Origin of the sequence: Streptomyces sp. NPDC008317 (assembly GCF_042955955.1) — a bacterium.
In the GTDB taxonomy this organism is placed as follows: domain Bacteria; phylum Actinomycetota; class Actinomycetes; order Streptomycetales; family Streptomycetaceae; genus Actinacidiphila.
This window is the reverse complement of the sequence record NZ_JBIBFQ010000002.1, coordinates 426,710-447,194: the sequence shown is the minus strand read 5'-3', so window position 1 is coordinate 447,194 and position 20,485 is coordinate 426,710. Positions and strand designations below refer to the sequence as shown.

General features: G+C 67.8%; 17 protein-coding genes. 10 read left to right on the top strand and 7 right to left on the bottom strand.

Features of this window, described 5'->3' with window-relative positions; translation table 11 throughout:
- Positions 1–233 precede the first annotated feature (233 nt).
- The 9 genes from ACFY9V_RS07030 to ACFY9V_RS06990 all read left to right on the top strand — a co-directional run bounded on the left by ACFY9V_RS07030 (position 234) and on the right by ACFY9V_RS06990 (position 9,861).
- On the top strand, positions 234–545 hold the full coding sequence (locus ACFY9V_RS07030; protein WP_391159935.1) for a hypothetical protein: 312 nt from the start codon (positions 234–236) through the stop codon (positions 543–545).
- A gap of 18 nt (positions 546–563) precedes the next feature.
- Positions 564–1,319 (top strand): hypothetical protein, encoded by a 756-nt coding sequence (locus ACFY9V_RS07025; protein WP_391159933.1) that lies wholly within the window; start codon positions 564–566, stop codon positions 1,317–1,319.
- Positions 1,320–1,340: 21 nt separating this feature from the next.
- On the top strand, positions 1,341–2,825 hold the full coding sequence (locus ACFY9V_RS07020) for a hypothetical protein (RefSeq protein ID WP_391159931.1): 1,485 nt from the start codon (positions 1,341–1,343) through the stop codon (positions 2,823–2,825).
- Complete coding sequence (locus ACFY9V_RS07015) at positions 2,822–4,369, top strand: SCO6880 family protein (RefSeq protein WP_391159929.1); 1,548 nt, start codon at positions 2,822–2,824, stop codon at positions 4,367–4,369. The genes ACFY9V_RS07020 and ACFY9V_RS07015 overlap by 4 nt, the downstream gene beginning before the upstream one ends.
- A 261-nt stretch (positions 4,370–4,630) precedes the next feature.
- Positions 4,631–5,875, top strand: a complete 1,245-nt coding sequence (locus tag ACFY9V_RS07010) for a helicase HerA domain-containing protein (RefSeq protein ID WP_391159927.1) — start codon at positions 4,631–4,633, stop codon at positions 5,873–5,875.
- Complete coding sequence (locus ACFY9V_RS07005; protein WP_391159925.1) at positions 5,876–7,669, top strand: TraM recognition domain-containing protein; 1,794 nt, start codon at positions 5,876–5,878, stop codon at positions 7,667–7,669. It abuts the gene before it with no gap.
- A 113-nt stretch (positions 7,670–7,782) separates the two neighbouring features.
- The gene (locus ACFY9V_RS07000) at positions 7,783–8,526 is read left to right on the top strand and encodes a hypothetical protein (RefSeq protein ID WP_391159923.1); all 744 of its coding nucleotides are present in this window, start codon (positions 7,783–7,785) and stop codon (positions 8,524–8,526) included.
- Positions 8,523–9,515 (top strand): DnaB-like helicase N-terminal domain-containing protein, encoded by a 993-nt coding sequence (locus tag ACFY9V_RS06995; protein WP_391159921.1) that lies wholly within the window; start codon positions 8,523–8,525, stop codon positions 9,513–9,515. Before ACFY9V_RS07000 ends, ACFY9V_RS06995 begins: the two co-directional genes overlap by 4 nt.
- A 13-nt stretch (positions 9,516–9,528) precedes the next feature.
- Positions 9,529–9,861: a hypothetical protein gene (locus ACFY9V_RS06990; RefSeq protein ID WP_391159919.1), complete on the top strand. Its 333-nt coding sequence runs from the start codon at positions 9,529–9,531 to the stop codon at positions 9,859–9,861.
- On the opposite strand, the gene ACFY9V_RS06985 is transcribed toward ACFY9V_RS06990, so the two are convergent.
- Together ACFY9V_RS06985 and ACFY9V_RS06980 are read right to left on the bottom strand one after the other, a co-directional pair.
- Positions 9,858–12,254 (bottom strand): hypothetical protein, encoded by a 2,397-nt coding sequence (locus tag ACFY9V_RS06985; RefSeq protein ID WP_391159917.1) that lies wholly within the window; start codon positions 12,252–12,254, stop codon positions 9,858–9,860. The two genes, ACFY9V_RS06990 and ACFY9V_RS06985, sit on opposite strands and share 4 nt — an antisense overlap.
- Before the next feature lie 118 nt (positions 12,255–12,372).
- The gene (locus ACFY9V_RS06980; protein ID WP_391159915.1) at positions 12,373–12,795 is read right to left on the bottom strand and encodes a hypothetical protein; all 423 of its coding nucleotides are present in this window, start codon (positions 12,793–12,795) and stop codon (positions 12,373–12,375) included.
- Between the two features lie 59 nt (positions 12,796–12,854).
- Between ACFY9V_RS06980 and ACFY9V_RS06975 the strand changes: the two genes are divergently transcribed.
- Entirely contained in the window at positions 12,855–13,622 is a 768-nt protein-coding gene (locus tag ACFY9V_RS06975) for a transposase (RefSeq protein WP_391159913.1), read from the top strand.
- A gap of 65 nt (positions 13,623–13,687) precedes the next feature.
- Here ACFY9V_RS06975 and ACFY9V_RS06970 read toward each other — a convergent pair whose 3' ends face one another.
- The 5 genes from ACFY9V_RS06970 to fxlM form a co-directional block, all read right to left on the bottom strand.
- Positions 13,688–14,680: a thiopeptide-type bacteriocin biosynthesis protein gene (locus ACFY9V_RS06970; RefSeq protein WP_391159912.1), complete on the bottom strand. Its 993-nt coding sequence runs from the start codon at positions 14,678–14,680 to the stop codon at positions 13,688–13,690.
- Positions 14,681–14,691: 11 nt separating this feature from the next.
- A complete protein-coding gene (locus ACFY9V_RS06965) occupies positions 14,692–15,840 on the bottom strand; it encodes a lanthionine synthetase LanC family protein (protein ID WP_391159910.1) in 1,149 nt (382 codons plus the stop codon).
- Positions 15,837–18,839: a thiopeptide-type bacteriocin biosynthesis protein gene (locus ACFY9V_RS06960; RefSeq protein WP_391159907.1), complete on the bottom strand. Its 3,003-nt coding sequence runs from the start codon at positions 18,837–18,839 to the stop codon at positions 15,837–15,839. The genes ACFY9V_RS06965 and ACFY9V_RS06960 overlap by 4 nt, the downstream gene beginning before the upstream one ends.
- A 107-nt stretch (positions 18,840–18,946) precedes the next feature.
- Entirely contained in the window at positions 18,947–19,147 is a 201-nt protein-coding gene (locus ACFY9V_RS06955) for an FxLD family lanthipeptide (protein ID WP_391159905.1), read from the bottom strand.
- A gap of 55 nt (positions 19,148–19,202) precedes the next feature.
- Positions 19,203–20,450 carry a methyltransferase, FxLD system gene (gene fxlM, locus ACFY9V_RS06950; protein ID WP_391159904.1) on the bottom strand — a complete coding sequence of 416 codons (1,248 nt, stop codon included), beginning with the start codon at positions 20,448–20,450 and terminating at the stop codon, positions 19,203–19,205.
- Positions 20,451–20,485 lie beyond the last annotated feature (35 nt).

The following is a 20,485-nucleotide window of genomic DNA, read 5'->3' as shown; positions in this document are numbered from 1 at the left end:
GCTAATGTGGCTTGTGTGACCTCGGTCACGCCTGAACTCGTTGACGTGTGCAGGCAACATCTGCCTATTCTTCTGCCACAGCTCGTTAGCCAGAGTGAACAGCCAAACCATGGGTCTCACACTCCGCAGCAACTGGGCTTTCCTCAATGACTGTTCATAGGCGCGGAACCGGCTGGTTATCAGCGGATCTCGTGCATCCGCGGTCCTGTCGCTCCGCAGCAATTGGAGCCCCCATGATTTCCCTACACGTCGCGCATGCCGTGACGCGCCTTCTGGCGGACGGGGTTAACAACCCCGCCCCGGCCGACCCCACTAACGGCAGCAAGGGCGCGAATCTGCTCATCTCGTACGCGAAATGGGGCTCGCTGATCGCTTGCGCCATAGCTGCGGTCGTCTCCGGCGGTCTGATGGGCGTTGGACACCTGAGCAACAGGCCCGACAATGCGGACAAAGGTAAGAGGTCGCTTGTCTGGAGCATGGGCGGAGTCATCGTCACGGCGTGCGCCATCCCCGTCGTCAACACCGTATTCGGTGCCGCGGCGTAAGAGGGGAAGCGAATCGTCGTGTCCAATCCGTTCCTCGAACGCCGGCGCAGGCGTGCCTTGCCGCTCGTACTCCTCTGTGTCGCCGGGGCGCTCGCCTTCGTCGCCGTGGGCGTCGGTGTCGTGTCGCAGCTCGGCCCGCACGGGCCGAAGACGTACGCGCCGCCGAAGCCGAAGTACCCGCCGGGCGTCAGCTCGTCTTCTCCGAGTCCGAAGGCAGTGCCAACCTCCTCGAAGGCCGCGCTCACCGGAGCGCTTCAGCTCGTGCAAGGCCGGCACCTGGTCAACGGCGTTAGCTTGGGATACCCGCACTCCACGGTCGGGGCGGTTTCGGCCGCCGCCGAATACATGCGGCAGATCGGATCGACCCTGTCGCCCGATCGTGCCGCCGCCGTCGGACGGCTCGTCGCCGACCCGTCCTGGCCCGACGCCCCGCGGCAGTTCGCGAAGGGGCCGACCGGGACCCGTAAGAGCGTGGGCATCTCGACGAGCGGCCAGGTCCCAACGGGAGCCTCGGTCGTCCTCGCCCCGGTCGAGTACCAGGTACCGACGGCGGAGGCGGACACGGCGAAGGTCCTGCTGCTGGCGACCTACACCACCACTTCGCCCGGCCAGGGGACCCAGACCCGCATGGGTGTGTACCCGGTCGACCTTCACTGGTCGGCCGGCGACTGGAAGGTACTCGCTCCGGCCGACTCCACGGACTATTCCGGCCTCTCCGCCGAGCCCGATTCACCGACCGCTTCCGCCAAGGGCTGGCAGGAGCTGAAGCGCTAATCGAAACGATGGGGGTGCGCTATGGCGTGCAGCATCACGAACCCCGTCGCCTGCGTCGCGGGACCGATCCTCGGCCCGGCGACCTCCGGGATCGTCAATTCCGCATGGGACTCGATCTGCAAGTCGTTCGCCGACGCGGCGACGAGCATTCTGCAGTCCTTCGCCAAGGCGTTCGTCTCGATCCCGAACGTCGACCTCGCGTCATCCGGTCTCCGGAACGTCTACGCGATCTCCCTCGGGCTCGCGAGCCTCGTCGCGGTGCTCCTGCTCCTGGGCCAAGTGATCAGGACGGCCATCACCCACGACGGCTCGGCGCTCGCGACCGGCCTGGTGGGCGTCGGGAAGGCCGCGCTGGCCTTCATGCTCACCTTGACGGTCGCCTCGACGGCACTGCTTGCGAGCGACGAGATCACCCGATTCATCGTGGACAACACGTTCGGCGGTACCAAGGAGTTCTCCGACAATCTGGCCAAGCTCATCGCTTGGGATCCCAGCACCAGCGGATCACTCCTCCTCATCTTCGGCATCCTCGGGATCCTGCTCACGGCCGTGCTGTGGTTCGAGATGCTGCTGCGCAACGCGGCCATCGCGGTCCTCATCGCCACGTCGCCGATCTCCGCGGCCGGAATGGTCTCCGAGGGCACCAAGGAGTGGTGGTCGAAGCTGGTCACCGCCACCGTCCAGCTGATCATCCTGAAGCCGGTCATCGCTCTCGTCTTCGCGCTCGGCTTCAGCCTGGCTGGAGACTCACAAGATCTGGAGACGACGCTCTCCGGCATGCTCGTTCTGCTTCTCGCCGCTGTCGCCTGGCCCACCGTGGCGCGCTTCTTCTCATTCGCCAGCGTGCAGGCCGGCGGCGCCGCTGGCCTCGGCGCGGTGCTCGGCTTCGCCGGTGGCCGAATGAGCGCTGGTGGCGGTGGCGGACCGGCGGGCATGTCACCCGAAGAGTTCGGTGGAGCGACCGCGGACCGGACCATGGCCAGCTTCGCCAGCAAGGGCGGCGCGGGACAAGCGGCAGCTGGAGCGGGAGCAGGCGGCGCGAGCCAAGCGGCCGGAGCCGCAGCGGGCGGACCGATCGGAGCGATAGCGATGGCCGGACTCCAGCTTGCCCAGAAAGCTTCTGCGACCGTAGCCGGAGGGATGGACAAGATGGCTGGTCACGCTGGCTATCAGGGGCCCCAGCAGTACGGGACAGCGGCGGGCCCCGGTGTGCGTGGCGGTGCGAGCCCCGCATCCTCGGGCAGCGGCCAGAACAGCGAGAAGACCTCAGGCTGGGCCGACAGTCCGTACGCGGCGGCCCCCGCGGGTGGCGGCACGAACGTTCATGCCGAGCAGGACACCGAGCAGGCCCTCCTGAACGGAACGCCGAGCTTGCCGGTCACGTCCGCCCCGCCCGACGACGGCTCGCAGAACGCCGAGCCCTTCAGCCCCTCCCCACCTGCGGCCCCTCAGCAGTCGCCGCCCCCCAACCCCGCTGAACCGAAGGAAGGAGGTCCCACCGCATGAGCGTCACCGAGAGCGCCTCGCGTACCTACTACGGCTGGCAGCAGGAAAAGACGCCGTTCATGTTCGGCATGAGCACGCAGCGGGTCGCGATGCTCGGAGCGGGGATCCTCTGCCTCATCTGGCCGCTCGCGTCTTCGCGGCTCCAGGCCGGTGTCGTCACCTGGCCCGTCTCCATCCTGCTGATCATTTTGGCTTTCGTCCGCCTCGCCGGACGCACCGTTGACGAATGGGCGGTCGCCTTCGTGTCCTTCTCCATCATCCGCGCCCGCGGCCAGCACAAATTCCTGTCGGGTCCTTTTGCCCCAACGGCCAAGACAGGACAGGCTGGAGCGGCGCCGTCTATGGATCTGCCCGGCGTCCTCGCGCCTCTCACCATCCTGGAGGCCGCCGTCGACAACGGTGGCACGATGGCGGTCGTCCACCACCGCATCGACCGCACGGTCACGGCTGTCGCTCGTATCAAGTTCCCCGGCCTGGGCCTTGTCGACTCCGCGCGACGTGATCAACGGGTCGGTGGGTGGGGGAGTCTGCTGTCCAGCTTGTGCACCGAGGGCAGTCCCATCATCCGCATCCAAACGATGCAGAGGCTGGTGCCCGAGTCAGGAGCCGCGCTCCACCGGTGGCATGCCGATCACCTCAACGACGACGCGCCGAGCGCCGCGGTGGAGATCACCGAAAGCCTGCTGTCCACGGCGACCCTCGCCACATCGCAACGCGAGGCGTACCTCGCCGTCACGCTCGACACCTCGCGCGCCGCCGGCGCCATCAAGGGAGCGGGCGGTGGAACCGCGGGCGCGGCGACCGTACTCGTCCGTCATCTCCGGGCGCTCACATCGTCCATTGCCTCCGCGGACCTTCAGGTCGAAGGGTGGCTCGCGCCGCGCGACCTCGCGGAAGTCCTGCGGACAGCGTTCGACCCTCACAGCTCTCGGATGCTCGCGGAGCGCCGCGCCTCGGCGATCGCGGCGGCGACCCGCGGGCTGGAGCCTGGGGGAGCCCCCGGCGTGTCCACCGCTCACGCCGGACCGGTCGCCGCCGAGGCGACTCGTACGAGCTACGTCCACGACGGCGCGGTGTCGGTGACGTACTGGGTCGCCGACTGGCCACGCAACAAGGTCTTTTCGACGGCGCTCGCACCACTACTGGCCGAGGGCGCGCATCGTCGCGCCTTCTCCATGCACATCCAGCCGCTCGCGCCTCGCGCCGCCGAGCGCGACGTGATGCGTGAGCGCACGTCCCGCCATGTCGCGGTGAGCATGCGTAACAAGACGGGCCAGATCGTGCCCGAGCACGAGAAGGCCGCGCTTCAACGAGCCGAGGCCCAGGACGCCGAGCGCGCCGCCGGGCACGGCCTCGTGCGTTATACGGCTTACGTCACCGTCACCGTCACCGATCCGTCCGACCTCGAAGACGCTTGCGCTGCACTGGAGGCGGACGCCTCCGGGGCGTACATCGACGTCCACCGCATGTACTGGGCCCAGGACTTGGGCTTCGCCGTCTCCGCGCTGCCGGTCGGCATGGGTCTGCCGAAGAAGCGGTGGTGAACGATGAGCCCCAATCTGGCTCGTAAGAGGGCCGCGGACCTACCTGCGTTCGATCTCGGTCAGGTGCTCGGCACGCCCGCAGTCGCGCCCCAGCGGACACGTCCGCCCAAACCGCCGAAGGCGCGCAAGGAACCGATCCCGCCGCGACGAGGGTGGGCCCGGCCCTTCTCAGGCCGGGCGCCGATCACGCCGCCCGTCCCCGTCTTCCGCGGCAGCACCGGCCAAGTGCAGGGTCTCTACCCATGGCTGTACGGCGCGTCGATGCCGCCCGTTGGCGTCTACGTCGGCGTCGACTGCCTCAGCGGCGGAGCGTTCTCCTGCCACCCGATCGAATGGCTCCACCGTGGGCTGATCACCAATCCCAACATGCTGATCACCGGCGTGCCGGGCGCGGGGAAGTCCGCCACGGTGAAGTCATTGGTGACGCGACTCGCCGCGTACGGCGTCCGTACGTTCGTGCTCGGGGACATCAAGAACGAGTACGCGCCGCTCGCGCGTGCCTTCGGCGTCGACCCCGTCGAACTCGGCCCCGGCTTGCGCAACCGCCTCAACCCTCTGGACTCCGGGCCGTTGGGCCACAATCTCCCCGCGGACCCAGAAGCACTCCGCGAGCGCCTTGACGAGATCCATCGCCGCCGCATCACCCTCCTCTCCTCGCTCCTGGTGATGCGCCGCGGGCGCGATCTCACCCCGACGGAGGAGGCTGCGCTCTCCCTCGCCATTGATCACGCCTCAGGGCAGGCGACCGCCAACACCACCCTGGTCGACCCGACCATCCCGCAGGTGTGGTCTCTCCTGCGGGATCCCCTTCCCGAGATGGCCGAGGAACTGCGGATCCGCGACCGCAGCATCGCCGAACTCCGCGAGATGATCCGCCCGGCCGCCGACGCCCTCGGCAACATGGTGCGCGGCTCGCTCAGCGGACTCTTCGACGGATCGACGACCGTACGACCGGACTTCGACGCCCCGATCCAGACCGTCGACCTCAGCAGGATCGACGGCCGTGGTGACGACACCGTGGCCATGACCCTGGCTTGTGTGTCCAGTTGGGGACAAGCAGCCATCGACGAACCCGGCGGTCCCGTTCGCCTGGTCGTACGCGACGAGCTCTGGCGCGCCATGCGCGTACCCGCGATGGTCCGCAAGCTGGACTCCGACCTTCGGCTGAGCCGTGCCCAGGGCACCATCCAGGTGCTGAGCACGCACAGGCTGGCCGACTTCGAGGCGGTCGGCGCGGCCGGCAGCGAAGAGGTCAGCATCGCGCGCAATCTGATCGCGTCGTGCGACGTACGGATCTGCCTGCGCCAGGACACCGAGCCCCTGGCGATGACGCGCGAAGTCATCGGCCTGACCGACACCGAGTGCGCGCACATCGCGTCGTGGAGCGGGGAGCAGATCGGGCGGGCCATCTGGAAGATCGGCCGGTCCAGTTCTCATGTCGTCCAGGCGATCCTGTCGCCGCTGGAGCGCCAGCTCTACTACACCAACGAGCGCATGGCGGTCTGAATGGTCGCCAGCAACTCCACCGTCGCACGTAGACCGCTCCTCGCGGAGCCAGCGGACTACCTGATCATCCTGCTGATACTCGGCGTCGCGCTCATCACGATCGGTACATGGGCCACGGGCCAACTGGCCGGGCTCCTCACGCACGCCCGATGGCCACCCGTGGCCTTCGGCCGGTCCTTCGCCGTGGCGCGAGAGCTGCCGCACCACCTCGACAACCCGAAGCTGGCGTGGCCACGAACGGCGCAGGCCGATCTACCCGGTCGTGCGGGATTCGCCGTCTCCGGCGCCCTGGTGCTCTCCGGCCTCGTGGCGTTGGCCGTCGCGGTGTTCCGGCTCGCGAACCGCGGGCGATCGGTGCGCGGCTTCGCCTCGACGGCACAGCTGGACCGCGCGATGTCCGCCAGGGCCGTCGTACGGCGCGGCGCAACGGTTCGCCCCTCCCTACGAGGCGCGAAAATCAGACCACCTGACGTCGCAGTACTCCTCGGACGGGCCGTGAGCGGAACGCTGCTCTGGGCCGTGGTCGAGAGCAGCGTGATCGTGCTCGCCGCCCCGCGGCAGGGCAAGACGTCCCAAGTGGTCATCCCCTGGCTGCGGTCCTGGAACGGCCCCGCCTTGGTGACCAGCATCAGGCCGGACGTTCTGACGAACACCGTTCTTCTCCGTCGCTCCCGAGGTCCTGTCCTCGTCATGGCTCCGACCGGCATGGTCGACTGGCCCGACCAGGTCCAGTGGTCGCCCACCTCAGGGTGCGAGGACTTCGGGAAGGCCATGGAACGGGCCGACGTCATGGTCACCGTAGGCAAGTCGGAGACGTCGACCGACTCCAGCGGCGCGGGCTACTTCGGACTGACCGCGACCTCCCTGCTGGCAGCTTGGCTGCACACCGCCGCGCTCACCGGGCGAACCATGGCTCACGTCCTGGAGTGGGGCTTCAACGCCTCGCTGGACGAGTCGGTGAAGCTGCTGGCCAAGGCGCCGGGCGCTGAACCGGGCATCGCCAAAATGCTCGACTCTCTGTATCGAAACCCGAGCGAGACGCGCTCTAACCTCTTCACCACCGTGCAGACGGCGCTGACGCCGCTGTTCTCCAGCGCGGCCAAGCGCACCTTCGTCCCCGACGAAGGTGACGGGCTCGACATCGAGCAGTGGCTGCGGGCGGGCGGAACCATCTACCTGCTGGTCAAGGACAAGCAAGCGAAGGCCCTCGCTCCACTGACCTCGGCTTTTGTGGACGAGGTGATCGAGACAGCGACGCGGATCGCGAACGAGTCACCGGGCGGTCGGCTCGACCCACCCCTCGGCCTGCTCCTGGACGAGGTCGCCAACGTCAGCCCGCTGCCGCATCTTCCGGAGCTGATCTCCTTCGCGGGCGGCACCGGCATCTTCGTGCTGGCCATCCTCCAGAGCCAGGCGCAGGCGCGGAAGTGCTGGGGCATCGATGGCGCGGAGATGCTCTGGGGCTCGGCAACGATCAAGGTGGCCCTCGGCGGCCTGTCCGGGAAAGAACTCGACGCCTTCAGCGATCTGGCGGGCACCTACCGCGAGTTCTTGACGACCTATCAGGCGGGACCGCACGGCACGACGGTGCAGACCACGCTTCAGGATCGCAAGACGCTGACTCCGGAGGAGATCCGCGTTCTCGACGAACTGGACCGCGAAGCCCTCGTCATCCACGCCACGACGCCCGCGGTCAAGGTCCGTATGGAGCGCCACTACGAAGGACCGGACCGGGACGCGTACGCCGAGTCGGTCGCCTGGGCCGACAACTACCGCCGGGGGAAGACCGTATGAGCGCCGTCGATTCCAGCGGTATGTCGCCGGGAGCCGCTCCCTTCGCGGTCATCGGCCGTCTGAAGCGCCGACCACGTGTTCGTCGTCCCCGACCGCGGCCCGGAGCGACGGGGGTGCGGACTGCCGTCGGGCGCCGTTCCGGCCAGCCGTCCTTGTCGCTGGTGGAATGGCACAGCATGTCGGTGGCCGAGCGCGACACGGCGTGGACAGAGCTGCGTGGTTGGGTCACCTGGCTCTACGACCGGTACGAACTCTCCGTCGAGTCCCGGCTTCCCGACTGCTGGGCGGAGCACCCCGGACTGATCGAGGAACTGTGGGCGCTCATGCTCTGGCGGCAGGAGATCTACTCCGCCGAGCAGCCTTCCGGCCAAGCCGCGCGCTATTGGCACACCGAGCTGCGTACGGTCATCGCCAGCGCCGCCTCCCACTACGCGGCCAGTTGCCGTACGGGGCATGTCCCGCCCGGTGACCTCGCGTCGCAGTCCCCCGAGCTCCAGGCGAGATGGGCGAGGGCCGACCCCTGGGCCCGAATCCCGCCCTCGACCCTCGTCGCTGGCGCTGGCGCGCCTTCCTCCGTGGACCAGTTGGACGCCGACGCCATGGAACGGGCGATCAGCGTGGGCGAAGCACGACCGCTCAGCCCGTCAATCTCCGAGTACGTCCGCTACGAGGGCGCCTGGTGGCTGGCGGAGAGGAGCGGGGGTTGGGCGATGGTGACCACGCCGACGTTTGCCGCCCAACTCGACCTCGCCGCTGACCGGTTGGGCGCTGCCCAGGACGCCACGGTCCGCGCGAGGCTCACCAGCGACCAAGAACTCGCTCACGCTGATGAGCAAGACACAAGGGACACACCGTGAACGACCCCTCTCTCGTGCTCCGGGCGGAGCAGGCACTGATCGGTGCAGCGCTGGTCGACCGGGGCCGCCTCCTGGACGTCCCCTATCTGAAGCCGTCGGCGTTCGCGCATCCGACCAACCGCGCGATTTACGCGGCCCTGTTGGAGCAGAGCAGCCTCGGTCCCGAGGTGGCGAACGTACTCACCGCCGTCGCCGAGCGGGTCAATCTCCCGAGCGTTACGTCCGACTACCTCGGCACGCTCGCCGAAGCGAGCCGTGGGGTCGCGAGCATCACCGTCTACGGCCGGCTCGTCGAGGAAGCAGCGGTCCGACGGGACCTCGCCGCCTACGCCGACGCCGTCACCGCCGAAGCCGCAGCCCGCCCAGATCACCAGCTCGACCGGCTCGCTCGGGCACTACGGCAGCAGACCCGTACAGCGGCGGTCGCCGAACTCGCCGAGCCCGCACCAGCGTTGTACGTCCCGGCCGATGTTCCCCTGTCGACTCCGGGCACCAGAGCCCACCAGGAGGAACTGCTCCTCGCTTGCCTCATGACGTACCCGAGCCAAGTCGCCCAAGTCGAGTGGCTCACGACCGAGGCCTTCGAGCCGAGCCCGCGCCGGGAGATCTACGCCGCCATCATCGCGGTGACGGAACGCGGCGAGCCCGTCGAGGAACTGACGGTCATCTGGGAGATAGAACGACAGCGCCCCGACCTGTCGGCGCAGGACACCTATGCCACCTCGCACGCCGACTACCTGTCGCGGCTGGCGAAAACTGCCGTTGCCGTCGGCCTCGCGGTGGAGATCGGCAGCGAACTCCTGGCCGACGAACTCATTACGACCCTCTCCGCAGAAGCGGCGAGCCTCACCCACGGCGGAAGCGAACAACGGATAACCGGGCCTTCCCCGACCCCGGCCAACCACCGGATCGATCAGCCCACCCCTTCGCCAACCCAGCCTCCACCACGTCCAGCCGCCCCTGCCCCCAAGCCCGACATCCGGCCGTAGGAGGGGAGCAGACATGACCAACTCCACCTCCGAGGAACGCCCCGAGTACCTCCGCGCACGAGCGGGCCGTATCCCGCCGGGCAGCACCGCGCAGATCACCCACGACGAGATGACCACCGCCGTGACCGCAGGCGACGCCCGATACCTCAGCGAAACGATCAAGCAGTTCGCCGTCTACCAGTCCACGTGGTGGATGAGCGACCGCGACGGCTGGTTCAAGATCACAGACGAAGCGGTCCTGGCCGCCCTCGCGACTGCGGCGAGTCGCATGGCCGAAGCGGATCGACCTCTGACGGTGCCCGTGCGAGCATTCCCCCAGGAAGCCGGATTGGCGCGGGACGGCTAGAAGAGATCTCGTACGGGGTCTTCGGCGCCGAAGCCACGATCGCTGGCGTGAATGATCTGCTCACAGAAGTTCTTCTCGTGGTCGGCAGCCTTGGGAATTTTTTGCTCGGCCCTGGACCAGCGAGGGAGCCCGCCGCCGTCGATGGTGGGGCGAGCGTATGGGGCAAGCCAGAAGTCACTTGTGACCACTCGGCTGGAGCCGTCTTCATCGTCATCGAAGCCTAGGGCGTCGGGGCAGTCTGTACTGCTGTCACCGGCACCGAGGATGATGGCAGGAGACTCTAGTCGCTCGGCGATTCGGCGTAGTTTGTTTACCTCTTCATCGGTGAGTTGCCGTCCGTGGCGTTTGACTTCCGCAGGGATAACGCTGCCATCAGCCCTCAGTAGAACGATGTCAGCCTCGCCGATCTGCTTTCCGTCCTGGTAGAACTCGACTCCCGGATGCGCGCCCACCAGATAGCCCGGCCGTGTTGCCAGGGCGGAAATCAGCCAGCGCATGATCAGCGCGTGGTATACGGAATCATCATCGAGTGATCGGCGAAGTGATTCAGCCAATCGATAGCGGAAGGTCAGCGAAGTAAGATCGAACGGATCGTCCATCATCCGGCCGCAACGAGGGCATCGGACCGAGCTGATTTCTTCCACCGGACGCAGAACTTTACAACCGCATTGCGGGCAGCGCAAGTTGACGACACGTTCCACGAGATGCTGCTGGAGCGCCCATCGCAGCCATGCTTCGGCGGATCTCTTGCTGTTGAGTGTCCTACTCAGGGCACTTAGATCGAATACCCCGGACGTCTCGGCATCATGGCTGATATTGACGTCCTGAAGCAGCCTGGTGAACTGCGCCATGGCCGCCTCGGGATCTTCCTGTGCCTGTGCGACTTGTTGCGCCAACGAATTCGCCCGCTTCTTGAACCAGCTCATCGAGGTGCTGGCTGCGGTCTCATGCAGCAACTCCAGCAGACGGCGGTGAGCCAGCCACCGTACGCCAGACGGGCCGCCTGCCAACTCCGTCAGGGCCAGGGCATGCCGACCGGATACTGACTCGCGCACGGTCAGGCCGTGTTCAAGTGCGGCAGCCTCCAGCAATGTCCAAGATTGTGGCCACAGCACCTCGCCCACACCAGTCTCGGCGGCCTTGATGACTGCGCCGCCACCGCCGTAGCCCGCGTACCAGCGTCCTTTGCGTAGCGGCACCATGGGCGGGATGGGATTCCGATCGACGCTAACATTCAGCCGTACGGAGGCATCGCAATCCAGCAATGCCAACACTTCTCGGTCTTCGCTGGTCAACGTCGTCACCAACGCCCGGCCACTACTAAATGTCAGAGTGGTGGTCGAGGAGCGGCTGAGCGGCGCTGGCCCTGGCGCCAGTGCCTCGCCCGGCGTCAGGGTGTACATGCGATGGGGCAGGAACTTCGCCGCGACGGCGGCTAGTTCCTCCTCCGCCAGACTTGCTGAGGTCAGGGCCATTCCCGGGAGCCAGCGGGACTCGCCCACCAGAGGTTGCTCGATCATGGCTTGGATCAGCGTGTGCATTTCATCGACGTCCACTGCCCCGTCGCGGCGCAGCACAGGCACGGCAATGGGCAGCATGGGTCGCCAACCGTGGGCGGCGCGCAGATTCCACAACAAGCATGCATCGGCGAGATTCCCTGGCTCGTACAGCACGCACAAACCAGGGCCCAGGTCTCGCGCCGCCTGCTGAGAGTCTGTGAGCCACCCGTCCACGGCGTTGGATGTCCAAGGAGAGCGCTTTGGCGACAATCCAGTGCGGCTCAGCCCCACCGGATTTACCTGCCGACACCGTACCGCCAAGTCCTCCGGGCCCGGTGTGTCCGCGGTCTGCCGTTGTACGTCGAGTACTTCCTCGAAACTCAAATCGTCGCGGGCCCGGGAGAACTTCAGCAGATCTGGAGTCGGCTCCTCAGGCAGCCGGCCCAACATCGTGGTGTACGCCAGTTCCCAACGATCATCGTCCGGCACATGGGTCACCGAGACGGGCCGCAGTTTGTCCCGCTCCCGGGTAGCAACGACCAGCAGGACGGGGACTTCCTGCAAGCGTCGGTGTAGAGGCAAACGGACCCGCTCGGCCAACTGCTCGCATTGGTGCCGAATATCGTCTTCTGTCGTGCCCAGCGCGCGTGAGCTCAACGTATCAAGTTCGCTGTGCTTTAGAAGGTGTAGGTACGACTCATCCACGATGCCCTCGCGGGAAATAGGGACCAATAGATCGCCGACGCCGCCCCACACCTGGCACATTCGCTCAATGAGGAGCTGCGCTGCAGGATAGTCGTCCTCCCAGACCAGCCGAGCGTTACGGAATGGCCGTAGGTTTCGGTGAGCAAGTACCGTCCCCGACTTTGGGTAACGACCGAGAATATCTTCCACCGAGTACTCCTTGCCTACGCTGCATCCAGAGCGTTCGTCATCTGTACCGTGCCTGCCTAAGCCATCAGCTCAGTCTGTACTAAGGGCTGTCCCGAAAATGCCGCGCGAGAAGACGCCGTTACGGGCGGCTCTCCACGGCGTGAGCCGGTGACAGCCCTACCAGTGCGTCTACGGCCTCGCCAGCGTTCGGCGTGGCGAGTACGAGTACGGGGTCGGGCTTCCGAAGGAGGAGGCCGCTCCAGACTCGGAAAGTGGGACGGCCCTCCGGCTCGCCGGTGTCGAAAGAGATGGACCCCGCCAGCTCGTTCACGTTGTGTGCGCCACGCATCCAGAACGTTGGGCCGTCCACGAACCGAAGAAAGTTGTGGCTGGTGAACGGATACCACTGGTCCAACGCGCTCGCCCTGGCGGCCAGCACCAACTCCTCTGCGACAGGAGGAACCCACGAGTCGGTTCCTTGCGCCGCGGTGTCGGCGGACCGCGCGCATTCCTCCACCCAGTCCCAGGCATCTGCCAGCGACCACGGGGCGTTCGTCTCCATCCACCAAGTCTGGCTCGATGTAAAGGCGGTCACGTTGGATACGATGAGATGATCTTGGTGTGGCTGGTGTGATCACGGCGTCGGAGCCGTCCTGGATAGCCCCGTTCACCGGGCTGAGCCCGCGCTGCTTCGGCGAGCTGATGACCGTGGTGCGGCGTGAGGTCTCGGACGAGCCGCGGCGAGGGAGGCCGTGGAGCCTGCCATTGGAGGACCGGGCACTGCTGGTCGCGGCGTATTGGCGCACCAACTTGACGCTGCGCCAACTCGCCCTGTTGTTCGGCGTTTCGAAGTCTGCCGCCGACCGAATCATCGACCATCTCGGGCCAAAACTCGCAGTCCAGCCGAGGCAGCGCTTCGCGAAGGACACCGTCCTGATTGTGGACGGCACCCTGGTGCCCACCCGCGACCACTCGGTGGCCGAGCAGTCGAAGAACTACCGCTACTCCACGAACCACCAGGTTGTCATCGATGCCGACACCCGGCTCGTCGTGGTCGTCGGCCGGCCGCTGCCCGGCAACCGCAACGACTGCAAGGCATGGGAGGAATCCGGCGCGAAGGCTGCCGTCGGCACGACGGTGACCATCGCGGACGGAGGCTATCCGGGCACCGGACTCGTGATGCCCCACCGCCGCCGCAAGGGAGAAGAGTTGCCCGGCTGGAAGCAGGCCCACAACAAGTCCCACAAACAGGTTCGCGCCCGCGTCGAGCACGTCTTCGCCCGCATGAAGACCTGGAAGATCCTCCGCGACTGCCGCCTCAAAGGCGACGGCGTCCACCACGCCATGCTCGGCATCGCTCAGATGCACAACCTCGCCCTCGCCGGATAAACCACCCCGGCCGCACAGCAGCCCACCAAGTCCAAGGCCCTAAGAGATCATTTACGGGACAGCCCTTAGAGAAGGGTGTTCTGGGCGCGTATCTTACCTTCACCTAAGCTGCCGAGAATGGTTTCTCGGGCGCTGCGGGACCAGACGGCTTGCTGTCGGCCGGTAAAGCCCATTCGGTTCCAGTGAAAGATGATGTGGCGCGCGAGGATGCCGCGGACGCCGAGGCTGAGTTGCCCGTTCTCGGCGGCGTCTGCCAGGTTCCGTCCGCTGCGTTCGAGGCCCGCGATCCAGGGGCTCACGGGGGCGAGGGCGCCCGAACCGAGAAGCGGGCGGGCGTCGGTCAGGAGTAGGCGGCGCACGGGGGCAACCATGGTGCTGATTTGGTCCGGGGTGACGTCTTGGGGGAGTGGGCGGCGTTCTTCCACGCGCGCCCATACGTCTCCCTGCTCGCCGTATTCCAGGTGAGCGGCACGCATCATCAGTGTCATGGCGAGAAGGGAAGCCAGCTTGGCGTCCGGGAGTCTCTCGCTGCTGTCGGACGCGGCGTGTAGGTAGTCGAGGACGCCGAGGCTGTCGGCGTGAAACAGCTCGTGGGCGAGCTTCATGCCGGTCGGGCCGCCGAAGGCGGTGGTTTCTGGTTCGTACGGGGCGGGGTGCCAGTTCGTGGTGACGCCCCAGGAGGCGGAGCTGTCGAGCGCGGCGCTGATGTGATTGGTGGCGTCTTCGGTGGTGGCGTCAAGTCCGGGGTGGTAGCGCAGCCGCCAGTGGGGGTGCTTGCGTACGAACCACCAGGCGCCCACGGGCCCGGACCGCAGGGCGGGCAGGAGGTAGGCGTGGAAGGCGCTTTCGGCCGTGGGGTAGTCGGCGAAGCGGATGTTGACCTGGTGCCAATCGGAGGGCTGGGCGTCGAGGGAGGCTCGGCCTGCGGCGCGGTAGTGCTTGATCGCTTCGGAGAGGCGGCCGGGCGTGGTGTGAGCTGCCCGGGCGGCTTCGGCTACGGGGATCCCGCCGAGGACGGCCAGGACGGCGTCCTCCGTGCGGTTCGTGTCCTGGGGCACACTGCTCCTTCTCAGGTCAGGAGGAGACAGGCGTCCCACCGGCCCTGGGGCGCGGCGCCGGATTCGGCGTCCTGGAAGCCGAGGGCGGCACCGGCTCTTCCGACCAGGAATCCGCCTTCCTGCGGAGTCTCGGCCATCAGGAACCGGATGGCGAGGGGGCCGAGGTGGCGGGCGAAAGCAGTCGGGTCGTCGGCGTCCTCTGCGACACGCTGGACGGTCCGGAGGACGCCGCCGACGCCGTGACACAGACCGCGGTCGGCGACCCTGGAGAGTTCGGATGGATTGGTCAGACAGCGCAGCAGCGCCCGTTCAGCCATCCGTTTGCGATCACTGTCGCCAAGAGCGATGGCAGCGAGTTGCTGTGCACGAACGAGCCCTGGAGTTCCGTAGCACCACGACGGCGTACAGGGGAGCGCTGGAGCGGGCCCACGGGCACTGATCCATCGCGGCCAGCGAGGACCACCGTGGTCGCTCTGGCGAATCTGGTCGAGCCACCGGCAGATCCGGACCATGGCGCCGTCGTGCCCGGCCACGGTGACGCCAGCGCGTTTGGCCAGGGCGAGGAGAGCAAGGGGGCCGGTGATGCCGTGCGCCATGCCCACGTTCGCGTGTCCGCCGGGGGTGGCCGTCGGGTCGCTGGCCGGGGCGTGTGCGACCCACCAGCCGGGCCGGGACTCGCCGCTGGCGGGGTGGACGACGGGCTCGGTGAGGCGTACGAGGTACTCCAGGACGCCCTTGAGTTCGGGGCTGTTGGGCGACCGGAGCAAGAGCAAGGCGCCGATGCCGGTCAGCCCGCGGAACAGGTCGTACTCCGCGAACGACGGGCACCGTCCGGCGTCGATACGGGCATGTGCCGCGGCCAGGCTCTGATGCGTGTGGGTGGTCACGATGCCGTCGAGGGTGCGCAGTGCGCCGCCGTATCGGTTCGTGCCGTCGGCCGCGAGGTGCAGGACGAAGGCCATCGCAGGGGGGCCGAGGAAGAGGCTGGTGTCGGGGCTGCCTATCAGGGGGCCGATGTTGGCAAGTGCGCGGTGCACGTCGTGCCAGTCGCCGGTGCCGCGGCGTGCCCGCTCGACGGCCAGCAGAGCGGTACCGAGGGGACCGTGTGCGAGGGACTGCCGAGCAGACAGCGAGGCGTCGGCGGACGGGGCGATGGTCACCGAGGTGCTCCTTGGGAACGAATGGTCCAGGACAGAGCCGCGGCGCGGGCCGTACGGCGGCAGGTGGCTTCGGCGTCGAGGTCGATGCCCGCGACGCGGTTGTGGTGCATGTGGAGCAGGGACGGCAGGACGGTGGAGGGGGTGATTCCCTGAGCGTCGAGTGCCTGGCGATAGCGGACGAGGGCCTCGCGCCGCTCCGTCCAGGTACTCCCTACGGCACCGCCTCCGGCGAGATCATCCAGGGCCGCTCTCGGGCCGTCGTCATCGGTCAGTCGCAGAGCGAGAGCCTGCGCGGAGCGAGGTGCTGCCGTGCCGTCGCTGCGTGGCAGGTGCCGTATCAGCCAGTCACGCCCGGCCGATCGCGAGCCGAGAAGGCCGCTGGCGATGTCCACGAACGACGCCGCAGTGGCGCCGGGACGCAGGTCGGCCTGTACGGCGAGCCGCATCTGGGCCAGGGCGGCGGTCGAGTCGGCGGCGAAGTACGTCTCGGCGGCGGCGAGCGCGGCGGCGGTGCCGTAGCGGCCGGTCTCGGGTTGGTCGGTGTCCCATTGGACACGGTGGATCAGGCCCTCTTCGCGCAGTTCAGCCGCCCACGCGGCCACCTCTCGTGCAACCCGGCCGAACGCGTCGGTGTCGGGCAGTCGAAGCCGTACGCGTAGGTGCGCGTCGGGGTCGGCGTAGCGGATGAACCACGACTCCGAGGCGTCCTCCAACTCGGCCAGCAACCGGGGCAGATGGGCGGTCAGCACGTCAGGGACGCGCGCCTCGCTGCCGTAGACCTTCAGGTAGGCCCAGTCAGTGGAGCCGGGTATCCGCGCGGCCTCGCGTACATACGCGGCACCGCGGGTCGGGGGTGGCACGGGTCGCTGGTTGGCGGCGAACGGAACGGTCACTTCGTGTGCGTGACCGATCCAAGCGAAGGCGCTTTCCTCCGGCGCTTCGTGGAGAACGACGGTGCCATGACGGTCGACCTCGGCGCGCAGGAGGTCACGATCGGCGGCCAGATCGAGGTCGAGGCGGAGCTGCTTGTCGTCGGAACCGACGGTCACAGTGCGTGGGACGCCGTATCGAATACGCCAGTTGGTGAAGTGCTTCGTCCATTCCCGTGGCTCGGCCACGTCGCGGGCGCGCAGCCGCCAGCAGGCGCCGGACAGGATGGTGCGGCCGTAGCGGACTTCGGGTAGGAACGGGAGTCGGGCCGCAGCGCCCCAGGCGAAGGGGATGAGGATCGCGGCGTGGGAACGGTGCAGCTCGGAGAGGAAGCGCACCAGGGGATGGGTCGCTGTGCTCAGCTCGACGGCGTTCATCACAGACGGCTCGATGATCCGCCCGGAAGAGAGGGAGACGAGGTAGAGGCGTGAGGAATCGGCGGTGACCCCCAGGTCGTCGAGGCCGAGAGCGGCGACCGTGTTGTGCTCGCCGATGGCCACTGCTTCTGCGGCGAGTAGAGGTGCTCGGCCGACGTTGTGCGTCTGACGCTTGAGCGGTGGCGCGGAGATTTGTGCTCGCACCGCGCCGTCGGTCAGCGTCGGCAGCGCGGTGTAACCGGCCGCCACCTGGGCGAGTTCGGCGGGTTCCAGCATGGGCAGGAAGCGGCCGGTTAGGGTGCCGGCGACCAGCGACAGGCCGACGGTGGAGAGGTTGAAGCGGCCTTCGGTCAACGCGCGGGCGGACGGTGCGAGCACGGTGAAGCACAGCTCGACGTGAGCGGGGACTTGGGCGGGTTCGCCGAGGGACAGGGCTTCTATGTCCGCGTCGGTGAGGACGATCTCGCGCTTGTCGGTGAGCGCGGCGTCCTGGGCGAGGGCGAGGAGGTGTTCGTCGCGGGATGTCGTCGCGAGTACGGGGCGGGGAAGCACGGTGCCTCGGAAGCCGACGGGGAAGCCTAACCCGGTGTCGGGGTCGGTCAGTTCACGTACGGGAACGACGCTGCCCATGCTGTAGCGCTCCAGGAACCGCGCCCGATAGTCGCTCCACGCGGGAGAGCCTTGTGGATACGGCGTGATGCGGGCCATCACCGCCAAGGCGCGTTCTGCCTCGCGGGCGACCTCGTACGTCAGGACGACGTCGCAGTCCGGGCGGACATTGATCATGAGCGGGCTCGCGGTGACGCGAGTGATCGCGGTCATCGCTTCGGCCGCCTTCGCCCGCAGGCGCGGCTGGTCCTCGGCGGGCGCGTGGTCGTGCTGGTGCAGAAGCCGGTGGATCGGGCGGAGTTGAGCAGTCCTCGTCGTAGCACCGGCTTCGTCGAGACGCGCGATCAGGTGGCCCAGCGTGTCCGTACACGTCATCGGCGGTTGGAGACCGGTCAGCAGCACCCGGTGCGAGACGAGGTCGCGCACCATTTCCTGGACGACCGGTTTCGGCGTATCGGGGTAGCCCGCGTGGAGCTTGTCGACCAGGTCGCGGACCTGGACGGGGGAGCGGGCGATCCCGAGCGCCGTCTCGGCAGCGCGAGTCCGCCGCAGGCTGGTGTCGGTCGGCCCGTCCGTACCGGGTTGATTCGCGACGACGATCCGGGCCCCGCGCACGGTGCAGGTCGGGTCGGTCACGACCGTGAGATGCGGTAGCACGGCCGGGTCGTGCACCAGGGCAGCGGTGATCTCGTGCAGCCAGGTGGAGTCGGCGCAGGCGTAGGCGCGGTGACGACTGCCCCGGTGAACATGTGCCTCCTGGCCGAAACGCACGGTGGTCGAGCCGGCGAAGAGGCCGAAAGGGGTGGCTCGGTACCGCATTCTCACCAGATAGCGGGCCACAGCCCGCCCGGTCCGCCGCACGCGCGCAGGGCGTGCCGTGCCGTCGATCGCCGTGCGAACCGCGTTCGTGAGGAGCGGCGCCGCGTGGCCGATCGCCTCCGCGCGAGGGAGGTCCGCCCATACTTCCTCCAGCCACGTACGAATCTGTTCGAGGGTGGCGCTCTCGCCGGGCCAGGAAGGCGTCGTCGAGGTAAGCGGAAAGACCGACATTCTGATCATGGCCGCGTCAATCTGTTGATACATCCGTGCTCCTTCCGATCGCGGGCTCCGGGGGTCCGGGGGCGAGCGAGCCGATCTCGGGCTCGCTCGCCCCGATGCTTTGTCAACCGCGGGGTTGGCCTTCGGCCGGATCAGCCGCCGATGCAGGTGCTGTTCGAGCAGGCGGAGTTGCACGTGGACGTGCAGTTGTCGCTGGTGTCGTTCAGCAACGAGCCGAGGACCGGGGCCGAGTCGATCGTCTCGATGTTCAAGTCGAAGTCCCCGCCGTCGGCGCGGAAATCGGTCGCCGCCTTGAGGACGGTGCCGGACGCGTGAGTGATCTGCGGTGCCATCTCGCTCTCCTCATTGAGGTTGTAGGGATGTGCTGCCTGGCCGTTGCTCTACGGGCTACGGCCAGGTGATCGTGACCCGCGAGTGCCGCCGCTCGACGCGGCGACCGCCGGCGGGAAGCCGGTCGTCCGGCGTACCCGCCGGGTAGACCTCAATGTGCGCCCGGTCGCCGCGGTGGTCCCGATCCCAGGCGCGGATCTCCTCGACCAGCCGCTCGGCGAGCTGCCGGCCCTGCGGCCCGTGCCCGACCGCGCCCAGCTCGTAGCGGTCCTCGACGTCCGTGGCGCGCACCGTTCGATAGGCGAAACTTCCACCGTCGACGAGCGTGGGAATGCCGAGAGGCGAGGCCGAGGCAACGAGGCCGCGCGCACGCGCCTCAGGCTTCGCGGCCAGCAGCGGGAGGTTGTCGAGTGCGGTCGTCAGCCAAAGATCCAGGTGCTCGTTGGACTCGTCACCCGCCAGGGTCACCCCCGACCAATCGGTGGTCCGGGGCGTCGCCAGGGCTTTGGCGAGAGCGGCGGTGTCCGGTTCGGGATGCCCGTCCAGCCGCAGACCGACCTCTTCGCCGTGCTCGTCATGAAGAACCGCCAGGCGGACCCGGTTCTCTCCGACGCCCTGCATGGGTACGAATCCGCACAACTCGAAGCCATCGCTGACGAGGTGGTCGCCGTCGCGTACGAAGGGGACGGTGCGCGTCATGCCGCGCATCCGCAGCGGCACGACGAGACGTCCGCCTTCGCGGAGCTGCTCGATCCAGGCCGGCGGGACGTCCGCGGCCTGGACGGTGACGACGATCCGGTCGAACGGCGCGTGGTCCGGCGCTCCGTGCTCCGCATCCGCAGTGACGACTGTGACGTTCCGGTAGCCGGTGGCCTTCAGGAACGCCGTGGCACGGTCCGTCACCTCCGGATCGATGTCCATGGTGACGACCCGGCCGCTCTCACCGACCATCTCCGCGAGATAGGCCGCGTTCGGACCGCTGGAGCCGATCTCCAGCACGGTCATGCCCGGTTCGATATCGGCCTGCTCGATCTGCATGGCCTGGACGCGCGGAGCGGACACCGAGCTGACGTCCACTCCGTACTCGTCCGTCTTGGTCACCGTCGCGACTTCAGCCTGGTAAGTCCTGGCCATGTCCGCATCCGGGGTGGCCAAGTGCCGACGGACGGTGCGGAAGGCATCCATCACCCTCGGGCTGCGCGCCGCACCGAGCTCGACGAGCTGCTGCACCAACGCCTCGCGCAATCGCTGCTCCGCCTCGGGGGCATGGTCGATCTTGGGCGTCATGTCGGGAACGCCGTCCATACGGGGATTTCCTCTCGGTGTAACCGTGGGTTTCG